This is a genomic window from Micromonospora tarensis, from assembly GCF_016803395.1.
GTDB classification, from domain to species: domain Bacteria; phylum Actinomycetota; class Actinomycetes; order Mycobacteriales; family Micromonosporaceae; genus Micromonospora; species Micromonospora tarensis.
Genome location: NZ_JAEVHL010000035.1, coordinates 21,753 through 38,249 on the forward strand (window position 1 = coordinate 21,753; position 16,497 = coordinate 38,249).

The window sequence follows — 16,497 nt, forward strand, 5'->3', positions numbered from 1 at the left end:
CTACCGGATGTCTCGGCGAGCGATATACCTCTGAGTCATAGAAATACCGCTGAGGTATACCGCGTTCGATCGACCTGCCCGCTCGACCCGGAGAGGTTCAGCGGATCCGGGCCAGGATGCGATCGGCGGGGGCCGGTCGGCCGAAGTGCCAGCCCTGGGCGGCGTCGCAGCCGATCGCCCGCAACCGTTCGGCCTGCCCGGCGGTCTCCACACCCTCGGCGGTGACCGTCAGGTCCAGGGCGTGCGCCAGCGAGACCAGCGAGGCGAGGATCCGCTCGTCGGTGCGGCCCACCGACGGTGACCGCAGACCGGCGACGAACTCACCGGCCACCTTCAGCTCGGTCACCGGCAGGTCCCGCAGGTACGCCAGGTTGCTGTAGCCGGTGCCGAAATCGTCGATGGCGATTCGAACCCCGAGGTCGGCCAGCACCCGCAGGGCGCGTACCGGCTCCTTGGCGGTGCTCATCATCGTGCTCTCGGTGATCTCCAGTTGCAGCCGCTCCGGCGGCAGACCGGTCTGCCGCAGCAGCGCGCGTACCTCCTGCACCAGTCCGGGTCGGTGGACCTGGCGGACCGCCAGATTGACGCTCACGAACGGCGCGGCGGCGCTCCCAGCCGCCCAGGCCTCCGCCTCGCGGCACGCCTCGGCCAGCACCCACCCGCCCAGCTGGACGATCAGGCCGGTCTCCTCGGCCAGCCCGATGAAGCTGTCCGGCCGCAGCACCCCCAGCTCCGGGTGACGCCAGCGGACCAGCGCCTCCACCCCGACCAGGCTGCCGTCGCGCAGCGAGGTCAGCGGCTGGTAGTCGAGGTAGAACTCGCCGCGTTCCAAGGCGGCCGGGATGGCGGCGGAGAGCGCGTACCGGGCCAGTTCCCGTTGGTTGCGCTCGACGTCGTAGAGCGCCCAACGCGCCCCGCCGGCGGACTTCGCCCAGTGCAGGGTGCTGTCGGCGGCCCGCATCAGGTCGGTGGGGTTGGCCCCGGCCACCTGGCGCTCGACGATCCCGATGCTCGCCGAAATCTGCAGCTCGTGCCCGTCGACAAGCGCCGGTGTCCGGACCGCCGCCAGCGCGGTCTCGGCCACCTCGACCATGGCGTCGGTGCCGCCCGTGCACTCCACCAGGATGACGAACTCGTCCCCGCCGAGCCGGGCCACCAGGTGCGCACCCATGGCCTTGCGCAGCCGTTCGGCCACCGTCACCAGCAGCAGGTCGCCGATCTGGTGCCCCAGCGTGTCGTTGACAACCTTGAAGCGGTCCAGGTCCAGGAAGCACACCCCGACCCGTTGCGCGCCCCGACCCGGTTCGTTGAGCGCGGCGGTGAGCCGCTCGGTGAACAGCGTCCGGTTCGGCAGGCCGGTGAGCGGGTCGTGGGTGGCCTGGTGACGAAACCGGGCCTCGCTGGCGCGCAACGCCCGCTCGGCCTGCGTGCGGGCCCTCATCGCGGCGCGGCGGATCGACTCCTGCTCGTCGAGGGTCCGGTCCCGCAGCGCGCGGGCGTAGCCGGTCGCCACGGCCGCCAGCAGCCGGGCCATCCGATCCTCGACGTCCTCGGCCACCAACCCCAGGTCACGGATCAACCGGAGCTGGATGACCTCGACGGTACGACCCAGCCCCTCAGCGGAGGCGATGTGCGCGGCGACCAACTCGGCCCCCACCCGGTGCCCGGCGCGCAGGTCGAACGGTTCGGTGCGCAACGCGCCGGCCAGCTGCCCGGTGAGCCGGTCCAGCAGGGCCTCCAACTGGGCCTGGGTCATCGGCAGGTAGCTGGTACCGGAGACCGCCTTCGCCCACGCCGGGCGAACGTGCCCGGGCGTGGGATCGCCCCGGTGGGCACCTCAGCCCCGGTGGGCACCTCAGCCCCCGTGGGCACCTCAGCCACCGAGGCGCCCGACGCCGCCCATGAAGACCGCGCGCTCGGCGTCCTCCGCGCTCTCCGGAGTCTCCGGTCGCCACTCGGGCACCCAGACGACGCCGGGGTCGAGCAGCTCGAAACCGTCGAAGAGCGCGGTCAACTCGGCGCGCCCCCGGATCCACAGTGGGTTGTCGGTGCGTTGGTAGACCCGCTCCGCCTCGGCGCGCTCGTCCTTGCTGCGCCCGTCGTCGCTGGCCTGCGACAGCACCAGGTAGCTACCGGGGGCCAACGCGTCCCGCAGCGTCCGCAGCAGCTGCGCGGGTCGGTCGTCGTCGGAGACGAAGTGCAGCACAGCCACCACCATCACGGCCACCGGCTGGCTGAAGTCGAGCAGCTTGCGGACCTCGGGATGGCCCAGGATCGCCTCCGGGCGCCGCAGGTCCTCCTGCACCACGGTGGCCTGCTCGTTGCCGGCCAGGATCTCGCGGCTGTGGGCCACCGCGACCGGGTCGACGTCGACGTAGACCACCCGCGACCGGGGATCGAGCCGCTGGGCGATCTCGTGCACGTTGCCGACCGTCGGGATGCCCGAGCCGATGTCCAGGAACTGCCGGATCCCGGCCCCGGCGAGGTGGTGCACCGCCCGCCGCAGGAACGCCCGGTTGGCCTGGGCCATCAGCGGCGCCTCGGGTACCGCCGCGACCATGGCCTGCGCCGCGGCCCGGTCGGCGGCGAAGTTGTGCGAGCCGCCGAGGTAGTAGTCGTACATCCGCGCGACGCTCGGGCGCTCGATGTCGATCGTCTCGGGTGCCCAGTCCGGCCGCTGCATGCGTTCACCCCTCGAGTCCGCGACGCGAGCATCGTCGCCCGCGCGGGTATTGTGCACCCGCCACGCGCGCCAGACCATAGCGCGCCCGAGGTTTACCCGCCGACGTCGGTCGATGCGCGACGGTCCGTGCCGGCCGAAGCTGGCGCGGACCGTCGGTCGCGACGTCCCGCCCGACGGGCGGGGAGACAGCTCAGAACTTCGGTGCGTCCGGTGCCTCGAGCAGGCCGAGCCGGAGCGCGGTCATCAGGGCCTGGGCCCGGTTGGCCGCGCCGAGCTTCTCGTAGAGCTTCGAGATGTGCGTCTTCGCCGTGGACTCGCTGACGAAGAGCTGCTTGGCGATGCCCGCCACGCTCATGCCGTCGGCGAGCAGCCGCAGCACCTGCCCCTCCCGCGGCGACAACTGTGGGCCGGACGGGGCGAGCCGACGCTTCATCGCCTCGGCCAGGTCGGCGGCGGTGAACGCGCTGGGGGAGGAGGCGGCGTGCCGTGCGGCGGCCACCACCTCGTCAGCCGGTGCGGTCTTCGGCACGAAGGCACTCGCGCCGGCCTCCAACGCGCCGAAGAGCTGGTCGTCGCCGGCGTACATGGTCAGCACCACGATGCCCATCGACGCGCTCGACTTGCGCAACGCGCGGGTGGCCTCCAGGCCGCTGCCGTCCGGCAGCCGCAGATCCATGATCACCACGTCCGGCTGCAGGGCGCCGGCCTGGCGTACGCCCTCCGCCGCGGTGGCCGCCTCACCGACGACCTCGAACTGACGATCGCGCTCGAAGGCGTGCCGCAGGCCCTTGCGAATCAGGTCATGATCGTCGACAAGGAGGACCTTGGTGCGGGTGGCCGGTATCGGGCTTGTGGTCATCCTCGGGTTACTCCCCTTCTGGTGCTGAGCTGCGCGCACGTTATCGCGCCGGGACGTGGTGCCGACAACCACCGCCACGGTCGTGCCGCTGGGTTGTCGCGGCCTGATCTCCAACCGGCCCCGGATACGTTCCGCCCTCTCGGCCATGATCGCAAGACCGTACCGTCCGTCGGGGCGCTGGTCAGCCATCCCCTGACCGTCATCCGACACTTCAATTTGCGCGTACGGGGGGTCGACCTCACACGTGACCCACAAATTAGCGGCTCCGGCGTGCTTGCGCGCGTTGGTCACCGCCTCCTGCGCGATGCGCAGCAACTCGGCCTCGGTGGCGGCCGGCAGCCGGGCGGTGGACTCGTCGAGGGAGAGGTGCACCCGCAGCCCACCGGACGCGCCCACGGTGCGCGCGTACTCGGCGATCGCCGCGGCCAGCCCACCCTGCCGGTCCACCTCGCTGCGCAGCTCGAAGAGGCTCAGCCGCAACTCCTGGATCACCCGGGTCACCTCACCGCGCAGGGTACGCAGGGCCTCGGCGGTCTCGTCGGCGTCGTCGAAGACGGTGGCCATCGCGTTGTCAATGCCGTAGCCGACCATCACCAGCTCCTGCGCGACCCCGTCGTGGATCTCCCGGGCCAGCCGCTGCCGCTCCTCGTTGGTGGCCAGCGAGCGCACCTCGTCGAAGAGCAGCGCCGCCTCCAGCCGCAGCGCGGCGGGACGGGTCAGCGCGGTCACCCGGGACACCACCGGCGGCGGGTACGCGTGCGCGGCGTCGGCCTCCAGCACCACCAGCCCCACCGTGCGCACCCCGGCGACCAGCGGAACGATGAGCGCGGACACCTCGCCGCCGCGGTGCGAGCGGGACTGCGACCGCGCGGCCGTGGTGGCCTGCTGGCTGGCCCACGCGTCGGCGATCGCCGAGTCCGCGTCCAGCGTCGTCTCCCAGTCCACCCGGTCGACGCCGGCCTGGGCGAGCACCACGAGCCGACCGCCGCCGCTGGCCGACAGCACCGCGCCCCGGTCGGCCCGGGCCACCGTGCGCAACTCCTCCAGCAGGTGTTCGGAGATGCCGCCCGGGTCCAGGGTGGCCCCGGGTAGCTGCCGGGCCACCGTACGCAGTTGGGTCAGCAGCCGGGTGGCCTCGGCGTACGGCTGGGGTTTGCCCTCACCCCGGACCGCCATGACCCGGTGCAGGGTGCCGGCGGCGTAGAGCCCCAGCGCGGCCAGGATCAGCCACTGCGCGCAGACCGCGAGGTAACCCGGCTGGCCGAGTTGAAGCCCGCCGCCGACGGTGGTCAGCGCGCCGCTGACCAGCAGGGTCGCGGCGGTGACAGCGAGCAGGGCGGCGCCCTCGGAGAAGCGGCGGCGCAGCGCGGTGACGGTCACCGGGACCGCCAGATAGGGCAGCATCGCCGACGCGCCCAGGCCGTCGACAGTGCCACCGATGGCCGCGACCGCGGCGACGTGGCTCGCGGCCAGCCCCAGCACCACCACCTCCGCCACCCGGCTCAGCGGGCCGATCAGCCGGTGCTGGGGGGCCAGCAACGACGGCAGCCCGGCCACCGCCAGCAACGCGATCCACCACAGCTGGGCGACGTCGCGGGTGGCGAAGAGGGTCAGGATGGCGACCAACGCCAGCATCACCAGGCGGGCGGCCGCGGCGAGGGGATGCGGGTGCGGTGCGGTGGCTGTGGATGCGGGCACGTGACGGATGGTAGTCAGCCTCGGTAGATATCGGCGATCTCCGCCGCGTACGTCTTGTGGACAACCTGGCGCTTGACCTTGAGCGACGGCGTCAACTCACCGGTCGCCTCGGTGAAGTCGTGCGGCAGGACCCGGAACACCTTGATCGCCTCGGCCTTGGAGACGGCCTGGTTCGCGGCGTCGATCGCGGCCTGGATCTCCTTGCGCAGGCCCTCGTGCTCGCGGAGCTGCTCGATCGAGGTGTCGGCGGGCATCCCGGCGCTCTCCAGCCAGGCCGGCAGCGCCTCCTCGTCGACGGTGACCAGCGCCGCGATGAACGGCTTGGCGTCACCGACCACGACACACTGGCTGATCAGCGGGTGCGCCCGGACCAGGTCCTCCAGCACCGCCGGGGCGACGTTCTTGCCGCCGGCGGTGACGATCAGCTCCTTCTTGCGGCCGGTGATGCTCAGGTAGCCGTCCGCGTCGAGGTGGCCCAGGTCGCCGGTGCGGAACCAGCCGTCGGCGCTGATCGTCTCGGCGGTCGCCGCCTCGTTGCGCCAGTAACCCTGGAAGATCAGCTCACCGGAGATCAGGATCTCCCCGTCGTCCTCGATCCGGACGGTCACGCCGGGCAGCGGGCGGCCGACGCTGCCGATCCGGGTGCCGGTGGGCAGGTTCGCGGCGGCGGCGGGGGAGGTCTCGGTCAGGCCGTAGCCCTCCAGGACCGTCACGCCGATGCCCCGGAAGAAGTGACCGAGCCGGGCGCCGAGTGGCGCGCCGCCGGAGATCGCGTCCCGGCACCGGCCGCCGAGCGCGGCGCGCAGTTTGCGGTAGACCAGCCGGTCGAAGAGCACGTGCTGGGCGCGCAGCGCCAGGCCCGGGCCGCCCGGGGAGTCCAGGGCCTCGCTGTAGGCGATGGCGACCTGCTCGGCGCGGGCGAAGATGCCGCCCTTGCCGTCCCCCTCGGCCTTCTGCTTGGCGGCGTTGTAGACCTTCTCGAACACCCGGGGTACGGAGAGCACGAAGGTCGGCCGGAACGCCTGCAACTCGGCGACCAGGTTCTTGGTGTCGGCGCAGTGCGCCATGGTGGCCCGGGCCTGCACCACGCCGATCTGGATGAGTCGGGCGAAGGCGTGCGCCAACGGGAGGAACAGCAGGGTGCTCGCGCCGGCGTTGAACAGGTTCGGCAGCACCGGCACCGCGTTGGCGATGTCGGCGTACATGTTGCGGTGGGTGAGCACGCAGCCCTTGGGCCGGCCGGTGGTGCCACTGGTGTAGATGATCGTCGCCAGGTCGCCGGCCCGGACGGCCTTGCGCCGCCGCTCGACCTCGGTCGGCTCGACGGTGGTGCCGCTGGTGACCAGGTCGCCGACCCCGCCCCTGTCGATCTGCCAGACGTGGGCCAGCTCGGGCAGTCGGTGCCGGACGTCGGCGACCAGGGCGGCGTGCGCCGCGGTCTCCACCACGACGGCGACCGCGTTCGAGTCTTCGAGGATCCAGGCGGCCTGCTCGGCGCTGGACGTCTCGTAGATCGGCACGGTGACCGCGCCGACGGTCCAGATGGCGTAGTCCAGCAGGGTCCACTCGTAGCGGGTGCGGCTCATCAGGCCGATCCGGACCCCCGGCTCGATGCCGGCGGCGATCAGCCCACGGGCGACGGCGGCGACCTCGTCGCGGAACTGGAGGCAGGTCACGTCGGTCCAGGCGGTGACGGTGCCGTCGGCGCCCGGGACGGGGCGCGCGAACTGGACGGTGTCGGGCGCGATCTCGGCGTTGTCCCAGACCGGGTCGGTGAGGTTGGCCGCGTCGCCAACGGTGACGATCGGCGGGACGGAGAACTCGCGCACCTGCACTCCTTCGTGCTCGCACTGGCCGGGCCGGCCGCCACGGTGGGCGTCGGCTGTGTCGAAACCTACCCGGTGACCAGGAGCACGGCGTCAACGCCTGGCGATGTACGAGGTGCCCGTGCTGGTCACGGCGCGACCGACGGGGGCGGCGCGGCGGATGGGCGGCACCCGCCGGGTAGCCTCCCCCCATGGCGGACACCTCCACCCAGTCGATCATCATCGGCGCCGCCCCGGATCGGGTCGCGGCGGTCATCTGCGACTTCGCCCGCTACCCGGAGTGGACCGAGGCGGTGCGCCGGGCCGAGGTGATCGAGGAGTACGAGGACGGCTACGCCAGCCAGGTGCGTTTCACCATCGACGCCGGGGTGATGGCGGACGAGTACGTGCTCGCCTACGAGTACGCCGAGGACCTGTCCCGGGTCGAGTGGCACCTGGTCGCCCCGTCGAAGATGCAGAAGGCCCAGCGCGGTTCGTACGACCTGGTGGGTAACCCGGACGGCGGCACCACTGTGACCTACACGCTGGAGGTCGACCTGTCGGTCGGCATGCTCGGGATGTTTCGGCGCAAAGCCGAGAAGATGATCATGGATACCGCGTTGAAGCAGCTCAAGCGCCGGGTAGAAGCAGCCGGTGCGGCGCAATGACGGGTCCGTTGGCACGGTAGAGGAGCCGACGATGGGCGGAACGGATCCGGGTTCGGCCCGGGAAGAGGCGGAGCGGCTGGTCGCCACGGTGCTCGCGGGGGCGCGGCTGGCCTCCGCCGGCTCGGCCGGCGGCGCGTTCGGCGCGTTGGGCGGGATGCTGTCCGGTGTCCTCGGTCACAACGACGGCCCGGGCGGGCGCTCCGGTGCGGCCGGGTTCGCCACCGGTTCGGCCGAATGCTGCGTCTGTCCGGTCTGTCGGGGGATCGCCGCGTTGCGGGACCCGAGTCCCGAATTCGCCGAACGCCTCGCCACCGCGCCGGTGACCTCGCGGCCGGCGTCGCCAGCCTGCTCCGGGCGTTCTCGCCGGCCGAACCAGCCCCGTCGGGCCCTGCCGAGCCGACCTCCGAGTCGACCGCCCGGCCCTCGCCCGCACCCGCCGGGAGCAGCGACGACATCGGCGCGGAGCCGCCCCCCGCCGGTTCTTCCGCCGCGGCCGCCGACGACCACGTGTGGCGCGATGCCACCCGTACCGGGCATGATTCTCAGCCGGCGCCGGAGCGGGATGTCTGGTCGGTCGCCACCCGGACGGCGGACCCACTCGCCCCGGTCGCCGCACCGCCCGTCGACGAGGCCGGGCCGGCGACCGTACCGGCACCGACCACCCGTCCCGTGGTGCCCGCCTCGCGGGTGCCCGACGACACCGGCGCGGAAGCATCGGGCGACGGCGCCTGAGCGCGGGACATCCGACCCGGACCGGCACTGGGCCGGGACGAGGGCCGGACAGCACAGCAGAGGGGGGCGGCAGCGGTGACGCTGACCATCGGAGTCGACGTCGGTGGCACCAAGGTGGCCGGCGGTGTCGTGGACGACACCGGCACGGTCCTCGCGCAGACCCGACGGGACACGCCCGCCGATGACGTGGCCAAGACCCGCGACGTCATCATCGAGCTGGTCGGCGAGCTGGCCGCCGGGCGGGCGATCGAGGCCGTCGGCATCGGCGCGGCGGGGTGGATCGACGCCAGCCGCTCGACCGTGCTCTTCGCCCCCAACCTGGCCTGGCGCGACGAGCCACTGCGTGAGTACGTCAGCACGGCCGTCGGTCTTCCGGTGATCGTGGAGAACGACGGGAACGTCGCCGCCTGGGCCGAGTTCCGCTACGGCGCCGCTCGCGCCGCCGACGACTCGATGATCATGTTCACCATCGGCACCGGCGTGGGTGGCGGCATCGTCCTCGGCGGTGACCTGATGCGCGGCGCGCACGGTATCGCCGCGGAGCTGGGACACATGCTGGCCGTGCCGGACGGGCACCAGTGCGGCTGCGGCCGGCTCGGCTGCATCGAGCAGTACGCCAGCGGCAGCGCCCTGGTGCGCTTCGCCCGGGCCGGTGCCCGCCAGGAGCCCGACCGGGCCGCAGCGCTGCTGGACCTGGCCGGCGGCGAGGCCGAGGCGATCACCGGCCCGATGGTGACCGCCGCCGCGCAGGGTGGTGACCCGGTCTCCGCCGAGGCGTTCGCGCAGATCGGCCGCTGGCTGGGCACCAGCCTCGCCGACATGGCGCAGATCCTCGACCCGCAGACCCTGGTGGTTGGCGGCGGTGTGATCGACGCCGGGGACCTGCTGCTCGGTCCGACCCGCCGCTCGTACCTCGACGCGCTCGCCCAGCGCGGTCGCCTGCCGGTGGCCGAGGTGCTCCCGGCGGAGCTGGGCAACAGCGCCGGGGTGATCGGTGCCGCCGACCTGGCCCGCCGGATCTGAGGCGGCCGGCATGAGCGTGCCGCTGCGCGTGGTGTCGTACAACATCCACAGCCAGCGCGACGACACCGCCGCGCTGGCGGCCGTGGTCCGGGCCGCGCGACCGGACGTGGTGATCGTGCAGGAGGGGCCACGCCGGTTCCGGTGGCGGCAGAAGTCCGCCTCGCTGGCCGAGTCGTTCGGGCTGGTGGTGGCCGCCGGCGGGCTGCCCGCGCTGGGCAACCTGCTGCTGACCAGCCTGCGGGTCCAGGTGCGGGGCACCCGCTGCCAGCGCTTCCCGCTCACCCCCGGCCGGCACCTGCGCGGCGCCGCGTACGCCGACTGCCGGGTCGGCGACGCCCGGTTCACAGTCGCCGGCTCGCACCTGTCCACCGACCCGGCCGAGCGTCCGGCGCAGGCCGCCGAGTTCAAGCGTGGCCTGGCCGCGGCGACCAGCCCGGTGCTGGCCGGGGCGGACCTCAACGAGGGGCCGGACGGGCCGGCCTGGGCGACCGTGTCGCGCGGGTTGACCGACGCCGCCGTGGCGGCCGACCGGGCGGAGCGGCTCACCTACTCCTGTACCGACCCGCGCCGGCGCATCGACGCGCTCTTCGTCGACCCGCGAATCACAGTGGTCGGCTACGACGTGGTGGACACCCCGCAGACCCGCCGGGCCAGCGACCACTTCCCGGTCCTGGTCGACCTGCTCCTGCCCACCGCCGACTGACCTCGATCCCGGCCCCATCGTCGACGGGTCCGCGTCGGGGCTGGACATCCGGCTCCGTTGTGGAGAGGATTTCGCGGCGACCGGCACCCGTGCCGTACAAAAGGAGAGTTTCCGGTGTCCACCTCCACCGACCACGGCCGGCCCGACCCGGAGGCGACCTCGTCCGCGTCGGGCAGCGACGGCCGCCCGGTCTCCGACCGGGGCGACACCGTCTGCGTCATCGGGGCCGGGGCCAGCGGCCTGACGGCCATCAAGAACCTGCGCGAGCACGGGTTCGGCGTGGACTGCTACGAACGGGAGACGGGCGTCGGCGGCGCCTGGAACTGGCGGCACGACCGCAGTCCGGTGTACGCCAGCACCCACCTGATCTCGTCGAAGCCGTTCACCCAGTTCCCCGACTTCCCGATGCCGGACTCCTGGCCGGACTACCCGCACCACAGCCAGCTGCTGTCGTACTTCGAGCGCTACGCCGACCACTTCGACCTGCGCTCGCACATCTGGTTCGGCACCGAGGTGATCCGGGTGGAGCCCGCCGAGGGCGAACGGTGGGACGTCACCACCCGGTCCACCGGCGGGTACGGCCCCGAGCGCACCTCCCGGTACGCCGCCGTGGTGATCGCCAACGGTCACAACTGGTCACCGAAGCTGCCTCGCTACGAGGGCCTCGAACAGTTCCGGGGCGAGATCATGCACGCCTCGTCCTACAAGGACCCGGCGCAGCTGCGCGGCAAGCGGGTGCTGGTGGTCGGTGCCGGCAACACCGGCTGCGACATCGCCGTCGAGGCCGCCCAGCAGGCGTCCCGCTGCTGGCACTCCACCCGCCGCGGCTACTGGTACGCGCCGAAGTACGTGCTCGGCCGCCCCGCCGACCAGGTCAACGACAGCCTGCTGGCGCTGCGCGTGCCGCTGCGGGTGCGGCAGTGGCTCTACCACTGGACGCTGCGGCTGACCGTCGGTGACCTGACCCGCTTCGGCCTGCCCAAACCCGACCACCGGGTGTACGAGACGCATCCGATCGCGAACAGTCAGCTCGTCTACTACGTGGGCCACGGCGGCATCGGCCCGGTGCCGGACGTCGCCCGGTTCCACCCGTACGCAGTGGAGTTGGCCGACGGCCGCGAGATCGATCCCGAGGTGGTCATCTTCGCCACCGGCTACCTGCCGCGGTTCGAGTTCCTCGACGCGTCGGTCTTCGGTGACAGTGCGGGGGCGGGCCGGCCGACGCTGTGGCTCAACGCGTTCACCCCGGGGCATCCGACGCTGGCGGTCGCCGGCCTGGTGCAGCCGGATTCCGGGTTGTTCACCCTGTCGCACTGGCAGACAGTGCTCTTCGCCCGGCTGCTGCGGGCCCGCCGGGACCGCCCGGAGCGCGCCGCGGCGTTCGCCCAGCGGGTCCGCGACCGGGCCGGGGAGCGGTACTCCGGGCAGGTCAAGGAGAGCAGCCGGCACTGGTTCGAGGTCGGTCACGCCGACTACCTGCGCGCCGTCGAGCGTGCTCTGGTCGAGCTGGAGGGCAAGTGAGCGCGCCGAGTGAGCTTGCGAGCCCTGCGGTCGCGAACGAAAGGCTGGCACAGTGAGCACGAGCAGCGAGCTGCGGATCATGCGGGGCCGGGAGTGGTCACGTCCGATCCGACCGGCCCGGCGGGAGGTGCTCAGCGCGGTTCCCGAGTTGGAGGAGGGACGTCCACCGCTGCTCTTCGTCCCCGGGTTCGGGCACGGCGCGTGGGTGTTCGCCGAGCACTGGTTGGGGCACGCGGCGGCGCGGGGCTTCCCGGCGCACGCGGTGAGCCTGCGCGGGCACGGTGGCAGTGAGCCGGCGCCGGAGGCGACGCTGCGGGCGTACGCCCACGATGTGGTCCAGGTCGCGGCGAGCCTGCCGCGCCAGGCGGTGCTGGTGGGGCACGGCGCCGGGGCGCTGGTGGTGGCGCACGCGTTGGCCCGCTACCCGGCGCGGGGTGCGGTGCTGGTGGCGCCGGTCTTCGGCGGTTGGCGACTGCTGGGCGCGGCGCTGCGCCGCAACCCCGGGGGCACGGTGCCGGCGCTGTTCGGCGGGCCGTTGCGGCTCAACCGCGGGCAGCTGTTCAGCCGCGAGCTGCCCGACGAGGAAGCCCGCAGGTACGTCGGACGACTCGGTCGGGCGGGCCGGCGGGCGCAGTGGGCGCTGCTGGGCGCGCCGGACGCGGAGCCGGCCGTGGGCGCGCCGCCGGTGCTGGTGCTGGGCAGCCCGGACGACCGGGTGGTGCCGGCGTCGACGTTGACCCGGGTGGCCCGCCGGTACGGTTCCGCCCCGCTGCTCTTTCCCAAGATGGGTCACGACCTGATGCTGGACGCGCGCTGGGCGGAGCCGATCGACGCGATCCTCGACTGGCTGGAGAAGGAGCCCGCGGCGCGCTGACCGACCAGCCCGCGGCCGGTCAGCCGCGGGACTGGTGGACGGCCGGGCCGCTGCTCGCGGTGCTCGGCCGGGGCACCCGTACGGTGCCGTCGGAGTTGGTGTCGGCGCTGCGACCGACCAGGGCGCCACCCTCGTCCAACGCGCGCAGGTAGGAGCGGGCCCAGGCCCGGATGTCGTGCTGGTGCAGGTGTGCCCGCATCGCCCGCATCCGTTGGGTGCTGTCGGCGGGGCTGGCCCGCAGCGCCGCGCGCAGGCCCTGCTTGAGCCCTTCCAGGTCGTGCGGGTTGACCAGGTACGCCTGGGACAGTTCGGCGGCGGTGCCGGCGAACTCGCTGAGCAGCAGTGCGCCGGTGTTGTCGACCCGCGCGGCCACGTACTCCTTGGCGACCAGGTTCATCCCGTCCCGCAGCGGGGTCACCGCCATCACGTCGGCGACCCGGTAGAGGGCGGCCAACTCGACCCGGTCGAAGGGCTGGGTGAGGTAGTGGATCGCCGGCTCGCCGACCCGACCGAACTCGCCGTTGATCCGGCCCACCTCGCGCTCGATCCGCTCGCGCAGGATCTGGTACTGACCGACGCGCTCCCGGCTCGGCATGGCGACCTGCACCAGCACCGTGTCGCGGACCTTGACGTCGCCGACGGCGAGCAACTCGCTGTACGCCTTGAGGCGCTGCTCGATGCCCTTGGTGTAGTCCATCCGGTCCACGCTGAGGACGACCTGCCGGGGGTCGCCGAGGTCTTGGCGGAGCCGACGGGCCCGAGCGGCCACGTCCGGGCGGGCGGCGAGCGCGGCCATCTCGGCGGTGTCGATGGAGACCGGAAACGCGCCGATCCGGACGACCCGGTCGTCGATGCCGATCCGGCGGTCGGTGGCCGGCAGCTCCAGTACCCGGGTCACCAGTTGGGCGAAGTTGTGCGCCGCCTGCACGCGCTGGAAGCCGACCAGGTCGGCGCCGAGCATGCCGCGCAGCAGCTCGGCCCGGCGGGGCAGTTGCATGAAAAGCTCCGGCGGCGGGAACGGCACGTGCAGGAAGAACCCGATCCGGAGGTCCGGCCGCAGCGTGCGCAGCTGACCGGGGACCAGCTGCAGGTGGTAGTCCTGCACCCAGACCATCCCGCCGGGCTCGGCCACCTCGGCGGTCGCCTCGGCGAAGCGCTGGTTGACCCGCTGGTACGCCTCCCACCACCGGCGGTGGTGCTGCGGCTGCTCCACCGAGTCGTGGTAGAGCGGCCAGAGGGTGGCGTTGGCGAACCCCTCGTAGTGGTCGCGTAGGTCTTCCGGGCTGAGCGCGACGGTGTGCATCCGCACGCCGTCCACGTCGGGCAGGGCGGGGGCCGGCCCGGTGCCGCCGGCCCAGCCGACCCAGGTTGCCGGGGTGTGCCGCAGCAGCGGGTGCAGCGCGCTGACCAATCCACCCGGACTGCGGCGCCACTCACAGGCCCCGTCGGGCGCCTGACTGTCGTCGATGGGGAGGCGGTTGGCCACCACCACGAGGGAACTCTGTCGCATCTCGGGCATTCCGATCAGCAGAGGACTGACCGCCGCGAGCAAGGAAAAACCGGTCAGTCAGCGGGGGAAGTGACGTACAGCGGTATTCCTACTGACAGTAAGTTACACCACTGTTACGCCCCCGGCAGGGCGCTGCCGTCCCGGGATGCGGGCCGAAATCAGACCACGGCGCCGTTGTCCGGGTCGTCCTCGTCCTCGTCGCCGGGGCGCAGCCGCCAGATCAACGTGACGAAACCGGCCAGGATGCCGGTGAACCCGAACAGGGTGACCGCCGAGCGGTCCACCGGGAGCAGCCACGGGAAGAGGAAGAGCACGAACCCCACGACCACCCCGAGCACGCCGATCACCGCGTACTTGCTGACCTGGGGCAGCGGCGGCGGGGGCGGCGGGTGGTAACCGTCGTCGTCGTCCTCGTCGTCGGGCAGGTCGGCGCCGAAGGTGTCCAACCCGTCCAGGAGTGAGGGTTCGTCCGGGCGGGTGCCCCGCCCGACGGAGATGCCGGAGATGTCCGTCGCGGACGGCAGTCGGCGCACGTCGGTGGCGGTCGGGCCCGGTTCGTCGGCGCCGGGGCGGGCCAGCGGACCGGCGGTCGGTTCGTCCCGGGTGTCGCGTTCGTCCACGTCCTCCGAGGCCGGCCAGGGGTGCTCCCCGGTGGCGGGGGTGGCGTGGAAACCGGCCACGATGCGCGCCCACTCGGCATCGATGTCCGGCTCGTCGCGCGCCGGTGGCTGCTCCGGAGCGGACTCGTCGGCGAGCTGGGTCAGATAGTCGCGTGCGGTGCTCAGGTGCGAGCGGTCGACGTAGAGCCGGTCGACCGGCCGGGCCGGCACCGTCGTGGTGCGGGTGACCGGGTTGAGGTCGGCGGAGGGTTGCAGGTAGGCGGCGATCCCACCGGCGGCCAGCACGTCGAGCAGGTGCTCACCGACGCGCGGATCGACGTCGCCGACGACGGCGTACTCGTTCGCGTCGAGCCCGTTGTCCCGCCGTCCCCGGCGGGCTCCACCCGCTGACACCCGGACATCCCCCTTAACGCGCCTTTCGGCGCGGCCACCCCTGCCCCGACGTCGGTCCGTACGCCGTGCTCTGAATCGTGACACGTCAGGGCATGGTTCCGGGAGTGCGTTGTGTCGCGTCTTGCAAAGTCACCGCCGCCGCCGCAGGTCGTGGCGGGACTCCTTTGTCCGTTCTTGCGCGACACGTGCGATCTCGGTGATCGTGGCATAGCTCGATGCCTGAGCCCCCGAACGTCGTCCGTTGTGGTGCGAGCGGCCGCTTCGTAGGCTCGTCGGCGACGACGGCTGGCGCTGTCGCGGCACACCACGGAAGGGACGCCGGTGCTCTACTGGCTGCTGAAGTACGTCATCCTCGGCCCGCTGCTCAAGCTGATCTTCCGCCCGCAGGTGGAGGGCCTGCACCACGTGCCGGCGACCGGTCCGGTGATCCTGGCCAGCAACCACCTCTCCTTCTCCGACTCGATCTTCACGCCGTTGATCACCGCTCGGAAGGTCACCTTCGTGGCCAAGGCCGAATACTTCACCGGCAAGGGCGTCAAGGGCTGGCTGACCAAGATGTTCTTCGTCGGCACCGGCACGATTCCGGTGGACCGCTCCGGCGGCCAGGCCGCCCGGGCCGCACTGGACACCCAGTTGCAGGTGCTGCGCAACGGGGGAGTGGCCGGCATCTACCCCGAGGGCACCCGCTCCCCGGACGGGCGGCTCTACCGGGGCAAGACCGGGGTGGCCCGGCTCGCCCTGGAGAGCGGCGCGGTGGTGGTGCCGGTGGCGATGCTCAACGCCGACGAGATCCAGCCGCCCGGCAAGCTCATCCCCAGGATCGACCGGGTGCGGATCCGGTTCGGCGCGCCCCTGGACTTCTCCCGCTACGCCGGGTTGGCCGGCGACCGGTTCGTCGAGCGCGCGGTCACCGACGAGATCATGTACGAGCTGATGGAGCTCTCCGGCCGGGAGTACGTCGACGTCTACGCCCAGCGGCTCAAGGCGCCCGTCGCGGCACCGTTGGCCGCCTAGGGCGGCCCATCAGGGCAGGCGGAGCAGGGTGGGGGCGTGATGGCGGGTGGCGAACTCGTGCAGCCGGGCGCGGGCCACCGTGGCGGCCGACGGGTCGGTCTCGGCCAACGGGCCGATCGCCAGCGCCATCGTGATGATCTCGTCGGTCACGTCGGTCATCTGGGCATAGCTCGCCGCCGCCGAGCGCAGCAGGTCGGTGGCGGTCGGTACGTCTCCGGCGTGCCGGGCCAGCGTCGCCTCGGCGACCTGGCGGGCGGCGCGCGCCCACGGGGTCATCCGGGGCGCCCGGTCGAGCATCTCCCGGACCAGCCGGGCCGCGTCCGCGCCGAGCACCCCGGCGACGTGGCCGACGGCCGGCACCCACTCCGCGAACGGGATCATCCGGGTCCGTCGC

At 72.7% G+C, this 16,497-nt stretch carries 11 protein-coding genes and 4 pseudogenes; 7 read left to right on the forward strand and 8 right to left on the reverse strand.

The window, feature by feature from the left end:
• Positions 1-97 precede the first annotated feature (97 nt).
• From JM949_RS10595 to JM949_RS10615, 5 genes and pseudogenes are all read right to left on the reverse strand, one after another.
• Positions 98-1,836: pseudogene (locus JM949_RS10595) on the reverse strand (putative bifunctional diguanylate cyclase/phosphodiesterase).
• A gap of 37 nt (positions 1,837-1,873) precedes the next feature.
• Complete coding sequence (locus JM949_RS10600) at positions 1,874-2,683, reverse strand: SAM-dependent methyltransferase (protein WP_203148234.1); 810 nt, start codon at positions 2,681-2,683, stop codon at positions 1,874-1,876.
• A gap of 190 nt (positions 2,684-2,873) precedes the next feature.
• On the reverse strand, positions 2,874-3,542 hold the full coding sequence (locus JM949_RS10605) for a response regulator transcription factor (protein WP_030337723.1): 669 nt from the start codon (positions 3,540-3,542) through the stop codon (positions 2,874-2,876).
• A gap of 36 nt (positions 3,543-3,578) precedes the next feature.
• Positions 3,579-5,240 (reverse strand): annotated as a pseudogene (locus tag JM949_RS10610) (GAF domain-containing sensor histidine kinase); the annotation flags it as partial.
• 14 nt (positions 5,241-5,254) lie between these two features.
• Positions 5,255-7,069, reverse strand: a complete 1,815-nt coding sequence (locus JM949_RS10615) for an AMP-dependent synthetase/ligase (protein WP_203148235.1) — start codon at positions 7,067-7,069, stop codon at positions 5,255-5,257.
• A 188-nt stretch (positions 7,070-7,257) separates the two neighbouring features.
• On the opposite strand from JM949_RS10615, the gene JM949_RS10620 reads away from it, so the two are divergent.
• The 6 genes and pseudogenes from JM949_RS10620 to JM949_RS10640 all read left to right on the forward strand — a co-directional run bounded on the left by JM949_RS10620 (position 7,258) and on the right by JM949_RS10640 (position 12,566).
• The gene (locus tag JM949_RS10620; RefSeq protein WP_203148236.1) at positions 7,258-7,713 is read left to right on the forward strand and encodes an SRPBCC family protein; all 456 of its coding nucleotides are present in this window, start codon (positions 7,258-7,260) and stop codon (positions 7,711-7,713) included.
• Between the two features lie 31 nt (positions 7,714-7,744).
• Positions 7,745-8,445, forward strand: a pseudogene (locus tag JM949_RS36790) (hypothetical protein).
• 75 nt (positions 8,446-8,520) lie between these two features.
• Positions 8,521-9,468, forward strand: a complete 948-nt coding sequence (locus JM949_RS10625) for an ROK family glucokinase (protein WP_203148237.1) — start codon at positions 8,521-8,523, stop codon at positions 9,466-9,468.
• Positions 9,469-9,478: 10 nt separating this feature from the next.
• Positions 9,479-10,171 carry an endonuclease/exonuclease/phosphatase family protein gene (locus JM949_RS10630; protein WP_203148238.1) on the forward strand — a complete coding sequence of 231 codons (693 nt, stop codon included), beginning with the start codon at positions 9,479-9,481 and terminating at the stop codon, positions 10,169-10,171.
• 114 nt (positions 10,172-10,285) lie between these two features.
• Positions 10,286-11,692 carry a flavin-containing monooxygenase gene (locus JM949_RS10635; RefSeq protein ID WP_203148239.1) on the forward strand — a complete coding sequence of 469 codons (1,407 nt, stop codon included), beginning with the start codon at positions 10,286-10,288 and terminating at the stop codon, positions 11,690-11,692.
• A gap of 79 nt (positions 11,693-11,771) precedes the next feature.
• A complete protein-coding gene (locus JM949_RS10640; RefSeq protein WP_203148247.1) occupies positions 11,772-12,566 on the forward strand; it encodes an alpha/beta hydrolase in 795 nt (264 codons plus the stop codon).
• 19 nt (positions 12,567-12,585) lie between these two features.
• On the opposite strand, the gene JM949_RS10645 is transcribed toward JM949_RS10640, so the two are convergent.
• Both JM949_RS10645 and JM949_RS10650 read right to left on the reverse strand, forming a co-directional pair.
• Complete coding sequence (locus JM949_RS10645; protein ID WP_238432920.1) at positions 12,586-14,076, reverse strand: alpha,alpha-trehalose-phosphate synthase (UDP-forming); 1,491 nt, start codon at positions 14,074-14,076, stop codon at positions 12,586-12,588.
• A gap of 158 nt (positions 14,077-14,234) precedes the next feature.
• Positions 14,235-15,089 carry a DUF308 domain-containing protein gene (locus JM949_RS10650; RefSeq protein WP_203148241.1) on the reverse strand — a complete coding sequence of 285 codons (855 nt, stop codon included), beginning with the start codon at positions 15,087-15,089 and terminating at the stop codon, positions 14,235-14,237.
• Positions 15,090-15,410: 321 nt separating this feature from the next.
• Between JM949_RS10650 and JM949_RS10655 the strand changes: the two genes are divergently transcribed.
• Positions 15,411-16,103: a lysophospholipid acyltransferase family protein gene (locus JM949_RS10655; protein WP_203148242.1), complete on the forward strand. Its 693-nt coding sequence runs from the start codon at positions 15,411-15,413 to the stop codon at positions 16,101-16,103.
• 9 nt (positions 16,104-16,112) lie between these two features.
• Here JM949_RS10655 and JM949_RS10660 read toward each other — a convergent pair.
• A pseudogene (locus JM949_RS10660) lies at positions 16,113-16,497 on the reverse strand (guanylate cyclase); the annotation flags it as partial.